This is a genomic window from Micromonospora sp. NPDC049175 (assembly GCF_043197345.1).
Taxonomy (GTDB): Bacteria; Actinomycetota; Actinomycetes; order Mycobacteriales; family Micromonosporaceae; genus Micromonospora.
This window is the reverse complement of record NZ_JBICSY010000005.1, coordinates 471,494-491,055: the sequence shown is the minus strand read 5'-3', so window position 1 is coordinate 491,055 and position 19,562 is coordinate 471,494. Positions and strand designations below refer to the sequence as shown.

Below are 19,562 nucleotides of genomic sequence, written 5' to 3'. Positions count from 1 at the left end.
GCCGCCCCGCCCGCTCAGATGCCCGGTAGCCGGCCGTTGCGGAACAGGTCGACGAAGAGCTGGTGGTCCTGCCGGGCGCGCACCCCGTACGCGTGCGCGAAATCGACCAGGTGGGCGACGAAGCCCTGCTCGTCGGCGTCCACCGCGGCCACGATCGCCTCCTCCGTGGAGTAGTCCACCAGGTCGTGACTGGACTCGTCGTCGGCGACCGAGTGCATCCGGGCCACCGCCCGGCCCAGGTCGACGAGCACCCCGGTCAGCTCCTCCGGCTCGTTCACGTCCGACCAGTCCAGGTCGGCGGCGTACGGGGAGACCTCGGCGACGAGCTGACCGGCCCCGTCCAGCTCGGTGAAGCCCAGCCACGGGTCGGCGTGCGCCTGCAACGCCCGCTGCGACTCGGCGGTCCGGTGCCCCTGGTGCTGGAAGTAGTCGCGGACCGACTTGTCGGTGACGTACCGCGCCACGGCCGGCACCTGCGCCTGCTTCATGTAGATGACGACGTCGTTCTCCAGGGCCTGGGTGTGCCCCTCCAGCAGCAGGTTGTACGACGGCAGCCCGGCCGAACCGATGCCCACCCCCTTGCGCAGCACCACGTCCTTGATCCGCGCCGCGACCGGCCGGAGCTGCGTCGAGGCGGTCGGCAGGGTGCCCAGGTAGTCCTGGAAGGCGGCGCGCACCCGGTCGCGGGTGGCGTCGTCGACCTCGAAGACCCCGTCCCCGATGGAGAACCGCCGCTCGTAGTTGTCGATGGTGGTCTGCGCGGCGAGCAGGTCCACGCGGGTGTTGAGCCGGGCCTGCTGGAGCACCCGGCGCAGCACACCGTCGGCGTTCTCCAGCGTGATCGAGCCGATCGCGTCGTCGCCGCCGGCGGCGATCGCCCGCAGCTCGGCCAGGTACGACCGGGCGAAGCCGGCGACCAGATCACCGATCGCCGTGTCGGAGAGCGCCTTGCCGTAGCCGAGCAGCGCCACGCTGGCCGCGAGCCGACGCAGGTCCCAGGTGAACGGCCCGACGTACGCCTCGTCGAAGTCGTTGACGTTGAACACGAGTTGCCCGGAGGCGTTCATGTAGGTGCCAAAGTTCTCCGCGTGCAGGTCGCCGTGAATCCACACCCGGCTGGTCCGCTCGTCGAGGAACCGGTCGTCGGCGAAGTCACCGCGCTGGTCGGCGTAGAACAGCGCCGCGCTGCCCCGGTAGAAGGCGAACGGGGAGGCGGCCATCTTCCGGAACTTGCGGCGGAAGGCGGCCGGGTCGATCGCCATGGACTCGCCGAACTCGTCGGTGAGCACGTCGACGATGTGGGCGGACCGCTGATCCACTGAGCTGCTCATGATGCGCAGGCTAGTCCGGCCCGGCCACCCGCACGTATCCCGGCACCGATGCTTGACGACACCAAATTGATTGTCGTGCGACGGCAACCATTCCCTGGGTTCGCCGGTGTCTAACAAAGCAGTCGATGCGATCCGCACCGGCCACCATCACGGGAGGACCAGCCATCCATGTTCAGAAAAACGGGGACCCTGCTCACCGCCGTACTGCTCGGCCTGACCGCGACCGTCGCCACCACCGGCCCGGCGGTGGCCGCGCCGGCGGACCGCGACGGTCGCACGCTGTCGGTGGGCAAGCTGATCCTGAGCCCGACCGAGCGGGGCTACCGGGGCAGCGTCGCGCTGACCGTCACCAACACCGGCAGCGAGAGCGACTACTTCTACTACAAGCTGCGTGAGCCGGTGCCGGGCGCCTTCCAGTTCGACGGCACCGCGTGCGACATGTTCGACATGCGGGTGGAGGACAACCGCCGGGTGGCCAACTGCTCCCTGACGGACAACTGGGCCGACCTGGCCCCGGGCGAGAGCAGCCGCAACGTGCTCGACTTCCACGTGCTGACAAACCCCCGGACCTACCCGATGATCATGAAGGGGGGCTGGGTCGAGGTCTACTCCAGCATCGACGGTCTGGTGGCGCGTACCCCGCTCAGCGCGCTGTTCCGGTCCACCAACGGGTCGCTGACCCGTCCCCGCCCGTACGTCCAGGACGCGCAGCCGGACGCCTCGATCAGGCTGGACGGCCCGGTGAGGGTCCTCCCGGACGGTGAGGGCAACCTACGGGTGCCGGTGACGATCCGCTATGACGGCGACGCGCCGCACGTCAGCTTCTCGGTGCGGGCCAGCTCCCTGCCCGCCGGATCCGTGTTCTGGCACACCGACCCGACGAGCGGTCCGGTGAACGGCGGCGGCGCGCTGGTGCCGGTGCCGGAGCTGCGGTTGATGCCCGGCGAGGAGTACAGCTTCGCGCTTGTCGTCAGCCCGCCGACCGATCCGGCCGATGCCAGCGAACTGATCGACATCGAGGTGGCGACCAACTGGTACCCGACCACTCCCGACGCCGACCCGAGCGACAACGTCGTCCGGACCACCCTGGCGGTCGCGGCCAACGGCTGACCGGCAACTCGGGCCGCCGCTCGGAGAAGTCCGGGCGGCGGCTCGGCCGTCGTCAGTTCGTCGCGGGTGGGCGTACCGGCGCGGCGGTGAGCGAGTCGACAGAGCGCGGGGCGGCGGCTTCGCGGGGCGGCGCGTCCAGCGGGGCGGCCAGCAGATCCCGTTGCGGCACACCGCCGATGCCGGACTGCTCGGCGGCGATCTTCTCCTGGAGGCGCAGGATGCCGTGCAGCAGCGCCTCCGGCCGGGGTGGGCAGCCGGGCACGTAGACGTCGACCGGGATGAGCTGGTCGACACCCTTGGTCACCGAGTACGAGTCCCAGTAGGGGCCGCCGCAGTTGGAGCAGGCGCCGAACGAGATGACGTACTTCGGTTCGGGCATCTGGTCGTAGAGCCGCTTGATCGCCGGAGCCATCTTGTCGGTCACCGTGCCGGACACCACCATCAGGTCGGCCTGGCGGGGACCGTGGGCGAACGGGATCACGCCGAGCCGGATGAAGTCGTGCCGACCCATGCTGGTGGCGATGAACTCGATCGCGCAGCAGGCCAACCCGAAGTTGAACACCCAGAGCGAGTAGCGGCGGCCCCAGTTCAGCACGAACCGGATCGGCTCACCCACCACTGCCGGTAGCTGCACGACCGCCCCCTTCCGTCCCCCACGGGACAGTCAACCACAGCAGCTCCGAGCCTCGTTCGTGGCTTCTCCGGGCTACGCGCGTCACCCGACGAAGAGGGTCGCGGGAGGATCATCGTGAAAGCTCACGCCAGACAAGGATCGAGGTGCCGGTCGGGCCCGGCCAGCGGTGCTGGCCGGGCCCGTTACGCACCGCTCAGGCCGTCACCGTGGCGCCGGCGGTCAACTCCGCGACGCCCGGGCCGGGACCGATCTTCCCAGGAGCACCCGGGCCGGGACCGATGGCAAGGATCACACCCGGACCAGGACCGATCTCACCGGGAGCACCCGGGCCGGGACCGATGGCGAGGAACACGCCCGGGCCGGGGCCGATCTCGCCCGGCGCACCGGGGCCGGGACCGATCGCCGTGACGGCTGCCGCCGCGCCTCCCAGGCCCAAGGCGAGCCCGGCCACCGCTGTCACTCCGCTGATCAGGATCTGACGCATCGTCATTTTCTCTCCCCGTCTCGGTGGTGCTTGATGACTTGACCGTACGGAACCGGCGAATGCGATGAAACCTACATATAGTTATACATATTAATATTGATGCCTGATGTTCGATTGACCGATCTGTGCCATCCGGTGCGCTGTCCCGGACCGGACAGGAACGTCGAACGGCTCACCCGCAACCTGCCGACGCGCCCAGGTGTGTGACGGGTGCTGGCGACCCACGCCGCCCGCGGCCACCACGGGGAGGACGAGTGCTTGTGACAAGAGGAGTACGGGTGGGCGGACGTCCACCCGACCCGCCGGGCAACTCCGCGCCGGAGGTCGCCGAACTGGTCTTCGACGACTTCTACCACGCCCATTTCCGGGGACTCGTGGTGCAGTTGACCGCGTACACCGGTGACCTCGGGCAGGCGCAGGACCTGGTCCAGGAGGCGTTCTGCCGGGCGTACGCCCGGTGGGACCGGATCGCCGGATACGAGGACCCCGTGGCCTGGGTCCGCCGGGTCGCCTGGAACCTCGGCCACAACCGCTGGCGGCGGCTGCGGACCGCCCAGAGGTGGCTGCTGCGGCAGCGGGAGACGCACGTCCCGGAGCCCAGCCCCGACCGGGTGGCCCTGCACGCCGCGTTGGCGACGTTGCCGCCGAACCAGCGGCGGGCGGTCGTGCTGCACTACCTCGCCGACCTGACGGTCGCGGAGATCGCCGCCCAGGAACGGGTCGCCGAGGGGACTGTCAAGTCCTGGCTGCACCGGGGCCGGGCCGCGCTCGCCACCCAGCTACGCGACACGAACGAGGAGGTGCGGGATGTCTGAGCAGGAGGCCGTCGGCCTGGCCGAAGAGTTCACCCGCTACCGCCGTACCCTCCTGGAAGAGGTCGAGGTGCCCGGCCCGGCCGCCGTCCGGCGGACGGTACGAGGCCGCGGCCGGCGTCGGCTGGCGACCACCGCCACCACGGCGCTCGCGCTGTTCGGCGGGTCGGCCCTCGGGTACGCGGCGATGAACGGGCCGGACCACCGGCCGGATCCGGTCGAGCCGACGCCCAGCATCTCGGTGTCGCCCACGCCGGGCGGCTCGGCCACCCCGACTCCCAGCCCGTCCGCGACACCTGGCGGTCCCGCCTCCGCCGTACCCGACGGCCGGATCAGCCGGGCACAGTTGCTCGGCGCATCGGTGACCCTGCCGGCGTGGCCGGCCGGATCGGACTGCCCGACGTCGCAGACGCGGCTCAGCGGCGACAACCGGGAGGGCGTCAACTGGCTCGCGGCGCTCGACCACGGCGACGTCGACGGGGACGGCGCGGTGGAGACCGTGGCGCTCGTGCAGTGCGTGTTCGGCACCGGGGGGCCGACGCAGGTGGTCGCCTTCGACCGGGACGAGGGTGGGAAGGTGGTCACGCTGGACCGGGTGGTCGCGACCACCATCGACAAGCCGCAGTGGTTGATCGCGCTCGACGTGGTGAGTGACGGCACGGTCCGCGTAGAGGTCGGTGACATCGCGCCCGGCGGCGGTTGGCCCGCCGAGTGGTCACAACGGCAGTGGCGGGGCTACCGCTGGAAGGGCGACGCCTTCGCCCAGGTCTCCGGGCCGACGAGCTTCGGCCCGAACCGGCACGACGTCAACCTTGCCGTCACCGCGACGAACCTGGTGCTGGCCGACGCGCCGGACGGCTCCCGGGTCGGCACGGTGACCGTGCGCGTCCGCAACAAGACCGGACTGGCCGCCCACGTGGCCCTGCGGCTCGGCCTGCCGGCGGCGGTACGCCCGGACGGCGGTGGCTGGACGGCCTGCCGCAACGACCCGGAGACGACCCGGGAGCCGGTGGCCTGCGACCTCGACGGGCTCGGCGCCGGCAAGGAGGTTCTGCTGACGCTGGGCTTCCGGGTCGCGGCGGGCACCACTGTCGGTACGGGCAAGGCCGACGTGGACGCGCGGCCGGTGGACGCGGACTTCGACGTCGTGGAGGAGGTCTACGACCCGGACAACACAGTCGAGATCACCTACCGTTGAGCCGGTCCGGTCCGGTCCGCCGTCGTCCGACGCGCGGACCGGACCGCGCGGTGTCACCAGGTGGGACGTTGCAGCAGCCCGACGAACTCGACGAGCAGCCGCTCCCGCAGCGCCGGCGGCGCGGCGTCCAGCAGGGTGTTCACGACCGCCATCCGCCCCGGCAGCGGGGAACCGTCCGGCTCACCGCCCAGGCCCAGCCCGGCGGCCAGCCCCGCGACCAGCTCCGGGGTCAGCGCGTCCGGGGTGAGGGAACCGGCCAGCGCCGTCAACTCCGCGGGCAGATGGACCGGACCGGCCGCCCGAGCGGCGTCCACCGCGTCGACCAGGTCCGGGCCGAAGTCGCCGACCCGGGGCGCGACCGAGGCGGTCACCGTGAGGTGCACGCTCGCCGGCAGTCCCGCGTACGACAGTTGGGGTTGGGTGTGCCAGCCGCGCGCGGTCAGCTCGTCCACGAGCACGAACAGGTCGGGGCCGCCCTCGGCGGCGGTGAAACAGACAACAGTGGACTCGGGCTCGGCCAGCAACCGCAGCCCGTCGACGGCGCGGACCGCGTCGGCCAGGCCGGCGACCGCGTCCCGGGTGACTTCGGCCAGCCGCAGGTAGCCGTCGTCGCCGAGGTGCCGCAGAGTCGCGTACGCGGCGGCGATCGGCCCGCCCGAACGGGTGGACGCGATCACCGGATTGATCATGGTGTAGCCGGGCCAGTCCGCGTACGCGAAGTACTGCGGGGCACGCAGCCGGGCCTCGCGGTGCAGCAGCACCGACACCCCCTTGGGCGCGTACGCGTACTTGTGCAGGTCCACCGAGATGGAGGTGACCCCTCCGACCGCGAAGTCGAACGCCGGCACCGGCTCGCCGAGGCGGCGCAGGTAGGGCAGGGTCCAGCCACCGAAGCAGGCGTCCACGTGGCAGCGCACCCCGGCGGCGGCCGCCACGGCGGCGATCTCGGCGACCGGGTCCACCACGCCGTGCGCGTACGACGGCGCGGAGCAGGCGACGAGCACCGTCTCCGGGCGGATCGCGGCGGCCATCGCGGCCGGGTCGGGGCGCAGCGTGTCCGGGGACACCGGCACGACGTCCAGCGCCACCCGCAGGTAGTGCGCCGCCTTGGCGAACGCGGCGTGGGCGGTCGACGGCACCACGATCCGGGGCGCCGCGATCTCCGGGTGCGCGTCCCGGGCCGTCTTGACGGCGAGGATCAGCGACTCGGTGCCGCCGCTGGTGACGCTGCCGACGACGTCCGGGGCGGTCGTGCCCGGGCCGGCGCCGAGCACCCGGCCGGCGGCGCCGACAAGCGCGTTCTCCATGGCCAGCAGCGAGGGGAAGGCGATCGGGTCCAGCCCGTTGACGTGCGCGCTCTCCCGGTGCGCGGCGGCAGCCAGCTCGTCCAGCCCGGGCACCGCCGGGTCGTAGACGTACGCGAACAGCCGCCCCCCGTGGGTCGGCCGGTCCCCGGCGCGCAACTGGCGCACCTCGGTGAGCGCCACGTCCGCGGCAACCCCGGGAGGCAAGACCCTGCTCTCGTCGATCATGGAGTTATGGTGCCCTTCTCGTGACTGTCAACGGCTTTCGTCCCCCACCACAACTCCATGATCGACCCGTTCGGCGCGGGTGGCGGCGGCCAGGGCGGCGGGGGTCAGGGTGTAATGGCGCAGGAGGAGGACTGGTGGGGCGATCAGCAGGGCCGGGATCAGCGTGAAGCCGAGGAGGACGCCTAGTCTCGCCGTGTCGGATTGGGCGGCTGCCGAGCCGGTGTCCGAGGACACGTAGCCGGCGAGCTGGAGCACCAGTCCGTAGATGCCCGGGCCGAGCGCCAGGCCGAGGGTCTCCCCGGCGGTCCACAGGCCGGTGAAGACACCCGCCTGCCGTCGAGAAGTGCGCGCCGTGTCGTACGCGATGCAGTCCGGCAGCATCGCCAACGCGAAGACCTGCTGCCCGGCGTACCCCACGCCGATGAGCGCGACCACCAGGTAGACCGCGACCGGCGGCAGCACCGGCGCGGCGACCAGGGCGAGTGCCCCGACGGCGAGGATCAGTGAGCCGACGACGAGCGCGGTCCGCTTGCCGAGCCGGGCACCGATCCGGGTCCAGAGTGGCATCACCAGCAGCGCCGGGCCGACGAAGCAGACGAAGAGCAGGGTCGGCCCGCCCTGCTCGTCGCGCAGGATCTGCGCCGCGAAGTAGTTGACCCCGGCCAGGATCGTCGCCACCCCGGCGGACTGCACCACGAAGCAGATCAGCAGCGCCCGGAACGGGCGGTTGGCGCCGGCAACGGCGAGCTGGGCGCGCAGCGTGGGCTCGCTGCCGCCCACCGCGCCGGTCGGCGCGGACCGGGTGCCGAAAAACGCGCCGAGGGCACCGAGGGCGATCAGCGCCGCCACGAACAGGCCCATCCACCGGTGCCCGGCCACGCCGCCCCCACCGGCGCTCACCACGATCGGCGCGACCGCGCCGGAGACCAGGATGGCCAGCGCCAGCACCGCGATCCGCCAGGTCATCATCCGGGTGCGCTCGGCGTAGTCGTCGGTCAGCTCCGCCGGCATCGCCACGTACGGCACCTGGAAGAAGGCGAACGCGGTGGCGGTGGCGAGGAAGGCGAACGCCACGTACGCGGCGGCGGCCGAGCCGTTGCCGAACGGCGCGGCGAAGATCGAGGCGAACAGGACGGCGAGCGCGAGACCGCCGACGAGCAGGTACGGCCGGCGGGCCCCCCAGCGCGATCGGGTGCGGTCGGAGATCCGCCCGGCGACCGGGTTGACGAGCACGTCCCATGCCTTCGGCAGCAGCACCAGCAGGGCGGCCAGGCCGGCGGCCACGCCCAGCGTGTCGGTGAGGTACGGCAGTAGCAGCAGACCGGGCACGGTGCCGAACGCGCCGGTGGCCAGGGAACCGAGCGCATAGCCGGCGTGCACCCGTCGAGGCAGCGAGCCGGCGCCCGGCGGCGGTTTCATGGGGCCGAATATTACTCACGTTGCGGTGTAGCTCACATCCCCCATCTGCGGGCGTGAACCTGCCACCCGTGGCGGGCATCAACGCGGGCGTGAACCCGCCACCCGTGGCGGGCATCAAACAAGTCAGGTTGCCGGCAGTGAAGGCCGCAACCGCGTCCGCAGTCTTGGAGTGTTACCACCGCCGAGGGCAGATCAGCCTGGCGGTCACGGGGGAGGGACAGTGACGTCAACGATGGGAGCCCGCGCCAACGAGCCACCGGCGGTACGGACGGCCGGTTCGGCGGTCGAGACGATCACCTTCGACGACTTCTACCACGCGCACTTCGGCAGCGTGACCGCCCAGCTCTGCGCGTACACGGGGGATCTGGGCCACGCCCAGGACCTGGCCCAGGAGGCGTTCTACCGAGCGCTGGCCCGCTGGGACCGCCTGGTCCGCTACGACGACCCGGTGGCCTGGGTCCGCAAGGTCGCCTGGAACCTGGCACACAGCCGCTGGCGACGCCTTCGTACCGCCCGCGACTACCTGCTGCGACAACGGCGCACCGAGGCCGAGGTGGCCGGGCCGACACCCGACCGGGTCGCCATCGACGCGGCGCTGGCGCAACTGCCGCCCAACCATCGCCGCGCGGTCATCCTGCACTACCTGGCCGACCTGTCGGTCAGCCAGATCGCCGCGCAGGAGGGGGTGGCCGAGGGCACCGTCAAGTCGTGGTTGCACCGCGGACGGACCGCCCTGGCCGCGCTGCTCGACGAGAACACCGAGGGGGTACGCGATGTCTGACCTCGACCCACTGCTGCGCGAGCGGCTCGGCGCGTACCGCAATGACGTGATCAGCCAGGTGGCCGGTCCCGGTCCCGACAAGGCCCGGCAGCTGTTGCGCCGACGTCGACGGATGACGGTGGCCGCCGCCGCGGCGGCGGTCGTCCTGGGGGTGACCCCCGTCGTCATCAACGCCGCGCTGCACGCCGACCGGACTCCGCCGGTGCCGGTGGAGTCCGTCCCACCGCCGGCCCCGTCCACGCCGGCCCCGCCGACGCCCACGCCGACCGGGTCGCCGACGCAGACGCCGACACCCTCCGGCACCGCCCCGACCGGCCCGGACGGGCGAATAAGTCGGGCGCAACTGCTCGCCACACCCGTGGATCTGCCGAACTGGCCGGCGGGCATGGCGGAGGGCGGCTGCACCACCTCGAACGTCCGGCTGAAGACCAACACGAAGAAGACCTACGTGTCGGAGCTGGCCGACGACGAGTTCGAGTACGGCGACGTCGATGGCGACGGCGCCGACGAGACCATCGCCATCGTCGCCTGTCGGTACGGCGAAGCGTCGGCGAAGCAGGTGGTGGCCTTCGAGCGGAACGCCGACGACCGGATCGTGACGGTGGGCCGGGTGGTCCGGACCGACGACGAGTTCAAGGACGTCCTCGCGGCGGAGATCACCTCGAGCGGCTCGGTGCGGGTGACGGTGGCCGACATCGTGCCGTGTTGCGAGGTCCCCACGTATCTCCGGCGGGAACAGGTGCGGACGTACCGGTGGGACGGGGAGCGGTTCGAGCAGACCGACGGCCCCACGGCATTCGGCCCGGATCCCCGGCTCACCAACCTGAAGATGAGCATGACCCACGAGCTGGTCGAGGTCCCCGGTACGGACGCCCTGCGTGAACTCACCACGGTCTTCACGGTCACCAACGCCGGCCCGGTCGACGCGCCGCGGGTGTCGTTCCAGAACATCGAACACGGCGAACGGGCGGGCGGCGACTGGGCCCGATGCGAGCCGGGAAAGCTGTGGGACACGACCAAACCGGGGTGCCTGCTACCGGGCGTACCGGCTGGTGAGTCGCGCCGCTACACGTTCGTCCAACGGGTACCTGCCCAGCCGGGTGCCGACGCCCGCACCGTGAGTTTCTCCGTCGTGCACGGCGACGCCCAGGGCCGCTGGTGGCCCGACCTCAAGCCAGACGACAACGTGGTGCGGTCCCCCATCCCGCTCTGAACAACCCCGAGGTGCCCCCCGGCCCGGGGGGCACCCGTCCCGCACACCACGGGCCGGTGGTCACGGCCTCTCCTCCGGCGACCATCGCGCCGCCGACATGTCCACGCCCTCACCGCGCAGCGGCGCACCCTCGGCGCGCAGTCGGGACCGCGCCTCCCGTTCGTGGCCGGGTGGCAGCCGGCCACCCGACGTCACCACCCGATGCCACGGCACCGAGCCGCCGTGTCGGGCCATGATGCTGCCCACCAGCCGCGCGGAGGCACGACCCGAACGCTCGGCGAGCGCATCGGCGACCGCGCCGTACGACATCACCCGGCCCGCCGGGATCCGCTCGACCAGGTCGAGCACCGCCTCGACGTACTCGTCAGGAGTCACAATCCGCCACCATATGGGAAGGCCGCCGGGCGCAGCGGCCGTGACCACGCAGAATGGTCGGGTGCGCGACGCAGTCACGGCAGCCCGGCGGGTCGTCGTCAAGATCGGATCTTCCTCGTTGACCACCGCGACCGGCGGGCTGGCCGACGAGCGCGTCGACACGCTCGTCGACACCCTCGGTCGGCTGACCAGCGAGGGACGCGAGGTCGTGCTTGTCTCCTCCGGCGCGATCGCCGCCGGCCTCGCCCCGCTCGGGCTGCCCCGGCGCCCGCGCGACCTGGCCACCCAGCAGGCCGCCGCCAGCGTCGGGCAGGGCCTCCTGATCGGCAGGTACGCGACCAGCTTCGCCCGGCACGGCCGCACCGTCGGGCAGGTGCTGCTCACCGTCGACGACGTGACCCGACGGGCGCACTACCGCAACGCGTACCGGACGCTGCGCAAGCTGCTCGACCTGGGGGCGGTGCCGATCGTCAACGAGAACGACACGGTCGCCACCCAGGAGATCCGGTTCGGTGACAACGACCGGCTGGCCGCCCTGGTCGCCGCGCTCGTGCACGCCGACCTGCTGGTGCTCCTCTCCGACGTGGACGCGCTCTGGACCGGCGACCCCGCCAAGCCGCACTCGACCCGGATCGCGGAGGTGCGTGACGACGCGGACCTCGCCGGGATCACCATCGGCGGGGCCGGCCGCTCCGGCGTCGGCACCGGCGGCATGGTGACGAAGGTCGAGGCCGCCCGGATCGCCACCGGCTTCGGCATCCCGGTGGTGCTCACCGCCGCCGACCTGGCCGCGTCGGCCCTGGCCGGCGACCCGGTCGGCACCCTGTTCCATCCGCAACGGCAACGCCCGACGGCCCGGCTGTTCTGGCTGGCCCACGCCACGTCACCCCGGGGGCGGCTGCACCTCGACCCGGGCGCGGTGGCGGCCGTCGTCGGGCGGCGCAAGTCGCTGCTACCCGCCGGCATCACCGCCGTGGACGGCACCTTCACCGCTGGCGACCCCGTGGACCTGGTGGACACCGCCGGCGCGTCGGTCGCCCGCGGGTTGGTCAACTACGACGCGGTGGAGCTGCCGGGGCTGCTCGGCCGCTCCACGTCCGAACTCGCCGCGGCGCTGGGCCCGGCGTACGAACGAGAGGTCGTCCACCGCGACGACCTCGTCCTGCTGTGAGCAGAGAACCTTCCCACGAACGAGGAGAGTTGGCATGAGCGTCGTCGAGCAGGCGCACCGGGCGCGGGACGCCGCCGCGGAGTTGGCCGTGGCCACCCGTACGGTCAAGGACGCCGCGCTCGTGGCGATGGCCGACGCGCTCGTGGCGCGTACCCCGGAGATCCTGACCGCGAACGAGGCGGACCTGGCGGCCGGCCGGGAGGCCGGGCTGAGCGCGGCCGTGCTGGACCGGCTCGCCCTCGACGCGGGTCGGGTGGCCGGCATCGCCGACGCGCTGCGCCAGATGGCCGCGCTGCCCGACCCGGTCGGCGAGGTGGTCCGCGGTTCCACCCTGCCCAACGGGCTGGAGCTGCGCCAGATCCGGGTGCCGTTCGGGGTGGTCGGCATCATCTACGAGGCGCGGCCGAACGTGACCGTGGACGCCGCCGGGATCTGCCTGAAGTCCGGCAACGCGGCGCTGCTGCGCGGGTCGTCCTCGGCCGCGCACTCCAACGCCGCGCTCGTCGCGGTGTTGCGCGACGCGGTCGCCGGCGCCGGGCTCCCGGCCGACGCGGTGCAACTGCTCGACGCCAGCTCCCGCGACTCGGTCAAGGAGCTGATGCGCGCCCGTGGCCTCGTCGACGTGCTCATCCCCCGCGGTGGCGCGTCCCTGATCCGCACCGTCGTCGAGGAGTCGACGGTGCCGGTGATCGAGACCGGGGTGGGCAACTGCCACGTCTACGTGGACGCCGCCGCCGACGTGTCGCGGGCCGTCGCGGTGACGTTGAACGCCAAGATGCAGCGCCTGTCCACCTGCAACACCGCCGAGTCGCTGCTGGTGCACGCCGGCGTCGCCGACGCGTTCCTGCCGCCGATGCTTGCCGCCTTCGCCGAGGCCGGGGTGACCGTGCACGGCTCCCCCGAGGTGGCCGCGTACTCGGCCGCCGTGGTCCCGGCCACCGAGGAGGACTTCGCCACCGAATACCTGTCCGCCGACATCTCGGTGGCGGTGGTCGAGTCCCTGGACGCGGCCGTCGGGCACATCCGGCGCTACGGCACCGGGCACACCGAGGCGATCCTCACCGACTCGGCGAGCGCGGCCCGGGAATTCGTCGCGCGGGTGGACTCGGCCGCGGTGATGGTGAACGCGTCGACCCGCTTCACCGACGGTGGCGAGTTCGGCTTCGGCGCGGAGATCGGCATCTCCACGCAGAAGCTGCACGCCCGTGGCCCGATGGGCCTGCCCGAGCTGACCAGCACCAAGTACGTCGTCACCGGGGACGGGCACCTGCGCGACTGACAGTCCTCCGTGGACGTGGTCCCACCACTGTGTGCCGGGTCGCTAGTCTGAGGTCGATTCGGCGCGGCTAGTCCGGGGAGGCGACATGCTGGGCGAGAAGGCCCTGGAGGAGCAACTGGCGCAGGCACGTGCCGCGCTGCGGGATGTCAGCCGCACCGTCGCGCCCCCGGCACCTGTCGAGTCGGTGGGCGAGGCGGCCGACGGGCGGATCCGGGTCACCGTCGGCAGCGACCGGCGGGTCAGCGTCGTCGACCTCGATCCCCGGGTGCTGCGCGAGGGCTCCGAGCAGCTCGCCGAGGAGTTGCGCCGGGCGGTGAACGCGGCCCTCGACGGGCAGGACGAGGCGGCGGCGGGGACGGAGCCGATGCCCGACCTGGCCGCGATGGCCGCCACCGTGGAGCGGCTCCAGGACGAGGGCCTGCGGCAGATGCGGGAGATCACCCTGGCGGTCGGCGAGACCATGCGGAAACTGCACGGGAAGAGTTGACGATGGACCCGCTGGATGTCGACGTCGACTCGGTGCGCCGCGGAGCGGAGCAGTTGGCCCAGGCCAAGGAGCAGGTCGGGCAGGCCTTCGAGGCGTTCCAGGCGGCGGTGGGCAGCTACGCGCAGGCCTTCGGCGGCGACGAGATCGGGATGCTGCTCGGCGTCGCCCACCAGGCCTGCGTGGACGGGCTGACCGAGTGCCTCAGCACCAACCTCGTCGAGTTGGACAACTACGCTGCCGGCCTGCACTCGATGGCGGACGGGTACCGGGCCGTCGAGGAGGGCGTCGGCGATCTCTTCCAATCAATTCTCGGCAAGCTCGGCAGCTGAGCCCGCCGCACGGGGAAAGGAGCCACGGTGGGCCTGACGCTTCCGGGTGAGCTGGTGTCGTTGCTCTCGATGATCGGGTACGACTGGCCGGAGTCGGACGAGACGGCACTGTTCCAGCTCGCCGGCGAGTGGACCGGCATGGCCGACCGGATCAACGGGTCGGTCGCCCAGCTGGAGTCGGCCGCGCGGACGGTGCTGGACACCAACCGGGGCGAGAGCTTCACCGCCTTCGCCGACGAGTGGAACGACGGGGAGTCGGCCGCGCGCAACATCGCCGACGCCACCGACCCGACGAACATCATCGCCATCGGGCTGATGGCCGGGGCGGGCGTCGTGCTGGCGTTGAAGATCCAGGTGATCGTGCAGCTCATCCTGCTGGCGATCCAGATCGCGCAGGCGATCGCGACCGCGGTGGTCACCTTCGGTGCGTCGCTGCTGGAGATCCCGATCTTCAAGATGATCACCGGGTTGATCATCGACCAGCTGATCGGCATGACGGTGGACGCGGTGCTCAATGGCTAGGAAGCGCACCTCGCCGCCCCGGCAGACGCAGGCGAAAGGCGCCCGGATCGTCTCGGCGTTCCTGGAGAACGCCGACGTGTTCCGCACCGCCAAGACGGCCGGCACCACCCCCCGCGGCCCGGCCGTGCTGGTGCTGCGCAACCGCCCGGACTTCGACAAGAAGGACTTCGACCGCAAGGCCAGGGACCTGGTCCGGCTCGGCCAGGAGGGCCGGCTGAGCAAGGCGAAGTCGGACCGGACGGCCAACAACGTCTACCACCGCGGGGGCCGAGGGACCAGGCCGGGCACCCGGACCCGCACCAACGTCTTCCGGGACCGGGTGATCCGTCGGCTGACGAAGAACGAGAAGCTGACCCAGCAGCACGGTGACCGGACGACCAACCAGTACCTGGCCAACAAGAAACTCGTCGATCGCCTCTACGACGGCCGGGGGCCGATCCGGGCCCGGGGCGAGGGACTGGACCCGGACCATATCCACGAGCTGCAACTCGACGGAAAGGACGAATACGCTAACCTCAGGCTGATGGACGCCTGGACCAACCGCCAGCTCGGCAGCGATATCTCCGTGGCGTTGCGCGACGTCCCCGAGGGCACCCCGATCATCGTGAAGTTCCTGCCATGACCGGCGCGGACCCCACCGTCCTCGCCCGGATCGCCGAGAAGCTGGAGTTGCTCACCCGGCTCGAGGCCGAACACGGCTTCGGTGTGCGTATCGAGGGGGCGGCCCCGCTGGAGCCGATCGCCGACCTGCCCGGCGTCGCCGAGGTCTACGCCCTGTTCCAGCGCCTGGAGGGCGACAACTTCCGGTTCCACGCGCCGAAGGAGATCCTCACCCCGCAGGCCTGGGCGGAGGACGAGGTCGACCCGACCGACCCGATGGGCAGCCCCTTGATCGTCGGCTACGAGATCGACAGCGTCCCCACCGGCCTACGGTCCGAGATCCGCGGCGGCGACCCGCTCTACCTCGACCGGGAAGACCTGGACGTGTACTACATGGAGTCCAGCGCCTACGTCTACCAGTACGAGCACCCCGACGAGGACGTCGAGTTCACCATCATCGCCCCCGACGTCGCCACGTTCTTCGACGAACACGTGCTCGGCCCCCGCTACCCGGAGCTGACGGCCATCGTCCTCGGTCCCGCCGCCCCCGAGCAGCGGCTGCGCAAGGGCCGGCACGCCGGCGAGTACGCCGACAACTGGCGGCGTCTGCTGATCACCGCCGGGCTGTCGTCCTGACCGACCCGACTCCTGTGACCACGAAGGATCGTCATGGCCGCTGACCCCCGGTTCCGTGCCCTGTGGCACGAGGACGAGCTCATCCCGTACCCGCGCGAGGCGTGGCTGGACGGGGGCTTCAGCCCCGACCTGCTCCCCGCCGGTGACGAGATCCCGCTCGACGTGGCGGTCGTCTACACGGCCTTCCTCGAAGACGACATCGAGCTGTACGACACCATGCAGTTGAGCACCGAGGACGGTTCGCTCGACATCCGGCTGATCGTGGTGGGCGCGGTCGCCGACAACCCCGACCTGCTCTACGTGCTGGACCCGCGCAACGGTGAGATCCTCCAGTTCGATCTGAACCAGAAGGACATCCAGGGCGTCAACAGCAGCTTCCGCACGTTCGTCGAGTTCCTCTACCAGTTCGCGCTCTTCGTCGAGGCGGACGAGGGCAAGGCGGGCCGGGCGGAGCGGGCCGAGACGCTGCGGACGGTGTTGGAGAGCATCGACCCGGCCGCCTTCGCCCCGGACGGCTGGTGGCCGCTGGTGATCAGCCAGTTGACGTGACCGGCTGACAGGCCCGGATCGCCCGCAGCGTGGTGTGCACGTCGAACTGGTGACCGTCGTCGCTGTCCCAGCCGCCGTCGCTGCGCTGGGTCCTGGTGAGCCGCTCACGGGCCGCGACGAGCAACCAGTGCTCCTCGCCCATGTCGACCCGGCGCAGCGTCCCCGCCAGCCAGGCCACGTCCGCCGGGGACAGTTGGGGGATCCGCTCGGCGAGCACCGACTGGATCAGCGCCGACTCGTAGTACATCTCCTGCCGGTGCAGCACGGCCGCGCTCAGCCAGCCGGCGGGCACGAAGGAGGGCCACCGGCCGTCCGGGGCGAGCTGCGCGGCGAGCGCCTGGGCGGCGGCCTGCACCACCCCGGCGTACGACCCGCCGACCCGGTGGTCCAGCGGTCCGGCGGCCCGGGCGTCCAGCCCGCCCACACTGAGCCAGAAGCCGGCGTTGGCGGTGAGGTAGAGGCGGGCCTCCGGGTCGCCGGGCCGGGCCCACTCCGGGGCGAGGTCGGCCAGCGACGGGTCCTCGTCCCAGCCGCCGTCGGGCAGCTGGGAGGCGGCGAGCCAGTCCAACGCGTGCCGGGCCGCCGGGCGGCCGAGGGCACCGAGGTCGTCCAGCTCGGCCAGGCGGAAGCAGGTCGCGTCGACGGAGCCGACGGCACCGTCCAGGACGGCCGGCCAGCCGCCGTCGGGCGTCTGCCCGGTCTCGGCGGCGTCGAGCACGCGGTCCGGCACCGGCGCACCGGTGCGCAGCCGGGAGAGACGCGCACGGTCGACCGCGTCCCCGTGCGCCACGACGAAGCCGATAGCGGCGTCCATGTCCACCACGGCGGTCACGCTACCTGCGTAAAGGTCGTCGCGCCTCGGGGAATCGGCCGAGGCCGGGGCGGGTGAGTGGCCCGCCGCCGGCCCCGGTCGTCGTTCAGTACGCGGGAAGCGAGGGATCGATCTGCTTGATCCAGGAGAGCACGCCGCCCTGCACGTGCACGGCGTCGCGGAAACCGGCCGCCTTGACCGCGGCGAGGGCCTCCGCCGAGCGGACGCCGGACTTGCAGTGCAGCACGATCTGCTTGTCCTGCGGGAGCTTCGCCAGCGCCTCGCCGGAGATGATGTCGCCCTTGGGGATGAGGGTGGCGCCCGGGATGCGGACGATCTCGTACTCGGCGGGCTCCCGTACGTCGACCAGGAAGATGTCCTTGCCGGCGTCCTGCCACTCCTTGAGCTCCAACGCGGTGATCGTCGCGTCGAGGGTCGCCTCCTGGGCCTCCTCGGAGACCGCGCCGCAGAAGTCCTCGTAGTCTTCCAGCAGGTCGGTGACCGTCGGGTTGTCGCCGCAGAGCGCGCAGTTCGGGTCCTTCCGTACCTTGATCTTGCGGTATTCCATCTCCAGGGCGTCGTAGACCATCAGGCGGCCGACAAGCGGCTCACCGATGCCGGTCAGCAGCTTGATCGCCTCGTTCACCTGGATGGAGCCGATCGACGCGCAGAGCACACCGAGCACGCCGCCCTCGGCGCAGGAGGGGACCATGCCGGGCGGCGGCGGCTCCGGGTAGAGGCAGCGGTAGCACGGGCCGTGCTCGGCCCAGAACACCGACGCCTGGCCGTCGAAGCGGTAGATCGAGCCCCAGACGTACGGCTTGCCGAGCAGCACCGCCGCGTCGTTGACCATGTAGCGGGTGGCGAAGTTGTCGGTGCCGTCGACGATCAGGTCGTACTGGGCGAAGATCTCCCGGACGTTCTCCCGGTCCAGCGCGGTGTTGTGGATCTCCACCTGGACCAGCGGGTTGATCTCGCGGATCGACGCGGCGGCGGACTCGGCCTTGGACCGGCCGATGTCGGACACGCCGTGGATGATCTGACGCTGGAGGTTGGACTCGTCGACGGTGTCGAAATCGATGATGCCGAGCGTGCCGACCCCGGCCGCGGCAAGGTACATGAGGGCGGGCGAGCCGAGGCCACCAGCGCCGACACAGAGCACCCGGGCGTTTTTCAGCCGCTTCTGCCCGGTCACCCCGACATCCGGGATGATCAGATGGCGTGAGTAGCGGCGGATCTCGTCAACTGTCAGCTCGGCGGCGGGTTCGACGAGCGGGGGCAACGACACGGTGGACTCCCCGGGATCGGCGGTGTGAACCGCGCCATTGTTGCTCGCGGGAGCCCCGCTCGGCCATGAGGGACGACACTGGTCCGCGATGCGGGAGCGGGAATAACCGACGACCCGGTCGATCAGGGGACGATGTCACCCGCGTAGCGACGGCCGTCGACGTAGGGCCAGGCGTTCGCGACACAGCCGCGCAGGCCGTACGTCTGCTGCTGCATCACCGGGGCGGGCTCCCCCGGGCCGGGGCAGGCCTCGTGCTCCTCGCCGAACTCGTGGCCCACCTCGTGGTTGATCACGTAGGTGCGGTAGGTGTCCAGCGGAGCGCCGTAGTCGGGGACCGCCTCCATCCAGCGGGCCAGGTTGATGATGACCTGGCCGGGCAGGCGGCAGGAGGTGTAGCGCTCGGTGGTCAACCCGCCCTCGGCGCACATCCGCTCGGACGTGACAGGGGTGGCCAGGTAGATGGTGAAGTCCGCCGCCCCGGCGTCCGCCACCCGCTGCACCCGCAGCTCGTCCGAGGCGATCCAACTGCGCTTGTCGGTCAGCACCTCGTCCACCTTGGCGGCGAACGCGGCGGCGTCCTGGCCGGTGCCGCGTTCGACGACGACCCGGTAACGGCGCAGCGGCCCGTCCGTGCCGTGCACATGCGTCGCACCGTCGGCCGCCGTGAAGCGTCCGGCGCCGACCGAGGGGTAGCTGGTGGGTGCCGGGTGCGCGGGTGCCCCGCCCCCGTGGCCCATCTCGCCCTGGCTGGTGGCGGGGGTGCCGGTCGGCGGTTCGCCGTCCCGGTCGAGCGTCACGCCGATGCCGGCGGCGAGTACGACGACGAGCGCGCCGAGCAGCAGGGCGCGGCGACGCCGTCGGCGCATCCGGACGAGCGTGGGACGCGCGCCTTCGTACGCCGACCGACCCGGCTGGTCGGGCGGCGAGGGCGGGCCGTAAGGGGACGACGGCGTCATGACGTCGAGCCTGCCAGATTATTCGGGCATTTCTCCGTCTTTGCC

22 protein-coding genes are annotated in these 19,562 nt (G+C 71.8%); 13 read left to right on the top strand and 9 right to left on the bottom strand.

Translation table 11 applies throughout. From position 1 onward, the window contains the following. Window positions 1–14 precede the first annotated feature (14 nt). Window positions 15–1,331 (bottom strand): DUF2252 domain-containing protein, encoded by a 1,317-nt coding sequence (locus ACGFH8_RS22550; RefSeq protein ID WP_393370157.1) that lies wholly within the window; start codon window positions 1,329–1,331, stop codon window positions 15–17. Between the two features lie 168 nt (window positions 1,332–1,499). On the opposite strand from ACGFH8_RS22550, the gene ACGFH8_RS22545 reads away from it, so the two are divergent. After that, complete coding sequence (locus tag ACGFH8_RS22545) at window positions 1,500–2,441, top strand: hypothetical protein (RefSeq protein WP_393370154.1); 942 nt, start codon at window positions 1,500–1,502, stop codon at window positions 2,439–2,441. Between the two features lie 52 nt (window positions 2,442–2,493). Here ACGFH8_RS22545 and ACGFH8_RS22540 read toward each other — a convergent pair whose 3' ends face one another. Together ACGFH8_RS22540 and ACGFH8_RS22535 are read right to left on the bottom strand one after the other, a co-directional pair. After that, window positions 2,494–3,075 carry an NADH-quinone oxidoreductase subunit B gene (locus tag ACGFH8_RS22540; protein ID WP_393370152.1) on the bottom strand — a complete coding sequence of 194 codons (582 nt, stop codon included), beginning with the start codon at window positions 3,073–3,075 and terminating at the stop codon, window positions 2,494–2,496. A gap of 193 nt (window positions 3,076–3,268) precedes the next feature. Further along, window positions 3,269–3,565, bottom strand: a complete 297-nt coding sequence (locus tag ACGFH8_RS22535; protein WP_393370149.1) for a hypothetical protein — start codon at window positions 3,563–3,565, stop codon at window positions 3,269–3,271. Between the two features lie 272 nt (window positions 3,566–3,837). On the opposite strand from ACGFH8_RS22535, the gene ACGFH8_RS22530 reads away from it, so the two are divergent. Together ACGFH8_RS22530 and ACGFH8_RS22525 are read left to right on the top strand one after the other, a co-directional pair. After that, window positions 3,838–4,374, top strand: coding sequence for a SigE family RNA polymerase sigma factor (locus tag ACGFH8_RS22530; protein WP_393370146.1), 537 nt, complete (start codon window positions 3,838–3,840; stop codon window positions 4,372–4,374). Continuing rightward, complete coding sequence (locus tag ACGFH8_RS22525) at window positions 4,367–5,569, top strand: hypothetical protein (RefSeq protein ID WP_393370144.1); 1,203 nt, start codon at window positions 4,367–4,369, stop codon at window positions 5,567–5,569. Before ACGFH8_RS22530 ends, ACGFH8_RS22525 begins: the two co-directional genes overlap by 8 nt. A gap of 53 nt (window positions 5,570–5,622) precedes the next feature. On the opposite strand, the gene ACGFH8_RS22520 is transcribed toward ACGFH8_RS22525, so the two are convergent. Both ACGFH8_RS22520 and ACGFH8_RS22515 read right to left on the bottom strand, forming a co-directional pair. Further along, window positions 5,623–7,101 carry a pyridoxal phosphate-dependent decarboxylase family protein gene (locus ACGFH8_RS22520; protein WP_393370141.1) on the bottom strand — a complete coding sequence of 493 codons (1,479 nt, stop codon included), beginning with the start codon at window positions 7,099–7,101 and terminating at the stop codon, window positions 5,623–5,625. A gap of 27 nt (window positions 7,102–7,128) precedes the next feature. Then, window positions 7,129–8,520 carry an MFS transporter gene (locus ACGFH8_RS22515; RefSeq protein ID WP_393370138.1) on the bottom strand — a complete coding sequence of 464 codons (1,392 nt, stop codon included), beginning with the start codon at window positions 8,518–8,520 and terminating at the stop codon, window positions 7,129–7,131. 220 nt (window positions 8,521–8,740) lie between these two features. Between ACGFH8_RS22515 and ACGFH8_RS22510 the strand changes: the two genes are divergently transcribed. Both ACGFH8_RS22510 and ACGFH8_RS22505 read left to right on the top strand, forming a co-directional pair. Beyond that, the gene (locus ACGFH8_RS22510; protein WP_393370136.1) at window positions 8,741–9,301 is read left to right on the top strand and encodes a SigE family RNA polymerase sigma factor; all 561 of its coding nucleotides are present in this window, start codon (window positions 8,741–8,743) and stop codon (window positions 9,299–9,301) included. Beyond that, the gene (locus tag ACGFH8_RS22505; protein ID WP_393370133.1) at window positions 9,294–10,514 is read left to right on the top strand and encodes a hypothetical protein; all 1,221 of its coding nucleotides are present in this window, start codon (window positions 9,294–9,296) and stop codon (window positions 10,512–10,514) included. Before ACGFH8_RS22510 ends, ACGFH8_RS22505 begins: the two co-directional genes overlap by 8 nt. Window positions 10,515–10,574: 60 nt before the next feature. On the opposite strand, the gene ACGFH8_RS22500 is transcribed toward ACGFH8_RS22505, so the two are convergent. Continuing rightward, entirely contained in the window at window positions 10,575–10,889 is a 315-nt protein-coding gene (locus tag ACGFH8_RS22500; RefSeq protein WP_393370130.1) for an MGMT family protein, read from the bottom strand. A 61-nt stretch (window positions 10,890–10,950) separates the two neighbouring features. Between ACGFH8_RS22500 and proB the strand changes: the two genes are divergently transcribed. The 8 genes from proB to ACGFH8_RS22460 all read left to right on the top strand — a co-directional run bounded on the left by proB (window position 10,951) and on the right by ACGFH8_RS22460 (window position 16,462). Then, complete coding sequence (gene proB / locus ACGFH8_RS22495) at window positions 10,951–12,060, top strand: glutamate 5-kinase (RefSeq protein ID WP_393370128.1); 1,110 nt, start codon at window positions 10,951–10,953, stop codon at window positions 12,058–12,060. 34 nt (window positions 12,061–12,094) lie between these two features. Next, a complete protein-coding gene (locus tag ACGFH8_RS22490) occupies window positions 12,095–13,339 on the top strand; it encodes a glutamate-5-semialdehyde dehydrogenase (RefSeq protein ID WP_393370126.1) in 1,245 nt (414 codons plus the stop codon). An 85-nt stretch (window positions 13,340–13,424) separates the two neighbouring features. After that, complete coding sequence (locus ACGFH8_RS22485) at window positions 13,425–13,826, top strand: YbaB/EbfC family nucleoid-associated protein (protein ID WP_393370123.1); 402 nt, start codon at window positions 13,425–13,427, stop codon at window positions 13,824–13,826. 2 nt (window positions 13,827–13,828) lie between these two features. Then, entirely contained in the window at window positions 13,829–14,155 is a 327-nt protein-coding gene (locus ACGFH8_RS22480; protein ID WP_393370121.1) for a hypothetical protein, read from the top strand. Window positions 14,156–14,182: 27 nt separating this feature from the next. Then, complete coding sequence (locus ACGFH8_RS22475) at window positions 14,183–14,677, top strand: hypothetical protein (RefSeq protein WP_393370119.1); 495 nt, start codon at window positions 14,183–14,185, stop codon at window positions 14,675–14,677. Then, window positions 14,670–15,299, top strand: coding sequence for a hypothetical protein (locus ACGFH8_RS22470; protein ID WP_393370116.1), 630 nt, complete (start codon window positions 14,670–14,672; stop codon window positions 15,297–15,299). The genes ACGFH8_RS22475 and ACGFH8_RS22470 overlap by 8 nt, the downstream gene beginning before the upstream one ends. Continuing rightward, the gene (locus tag ACGFH8_RS22465) at window positions 15,296–15,913 is read left to right on the top strand and encodes a hypothetical protein (protein WP_393370113.1); all 618 of its coding nucleotides are present in this window, start codon (window positions 15,296–15,298) and stop codon (window positions 15,911–15,913) included. The genes ACGFH8_RS22470 and ACGFH8_RS22465 overlap by 4 nt, the downstream gene beginning before the upstream one ends. Window positions 15,914–15,946: 33 nt before the next feature. Continuing rightward, a complete protein-coding gene (locus ACGFH8_RS22460) occupies window positions 15,947–16,462 on the top strand; it encodes an SUKH-4 family immunity protein (RefSeq protein WP_393370111.1) in 516 nt (171 codons plus the stop codon). On the opposite strand, the gene ACGFH8_RS22455 is transcribed toward ACGFH8_RS22460, so the two are convergent. The 3 genes from ACGFH8_RS22455 to ACGFH8_RS22445 form a co-directional block, all read right to left on the bottom strand. Continuing rightward, complete coding sequence (locus ACGFH8_RS22455; protein ID WP_393370108.1) at window positions 16,446–17,294, bottom strand: prenyltransferase/squalene oxidase repeat-containing protein; 849 nt, start codon at window positions 17,292–17,294, stop codon at window positions 16,446–16,448. The genes ACGFH8_RS22460 and ACGFH8_RS22455 overlap by 17 nt on opposite strands. Window positions 17,295–17,379: 85 nt before the next feature. Next, window positions 17,380–18,561 carry an adenylyltransferase/sulfurtransferase MoeZ gene (gene moeZ, locus ACGFH8_RS22450; RefSeq protein WP_393370105.1) on the bottom strand — a complete coding sequence of 394 codons (1,182 nt, stop codon included), beginning with the start codon at window positions 18,559–18,561 and terminating at the stop codon, window positions 17,380–17,382. A gap of 122 nt (window positions 18,562–18,683) precedes the next feature. Then, window positions 18,684–19,427, bottom strand: a complete 744-nt coding sequence (locus tag ACGFH8_RS22445; protein ID WP_393370102.1) for a DUF3152 domain-containing protein — start codon at window positions 19,425–19,427, stop codon at window positions 18,684–18,686. Between the last annotated feature and the right edge of the window lie 135 nt (window positions 19,428–19,562).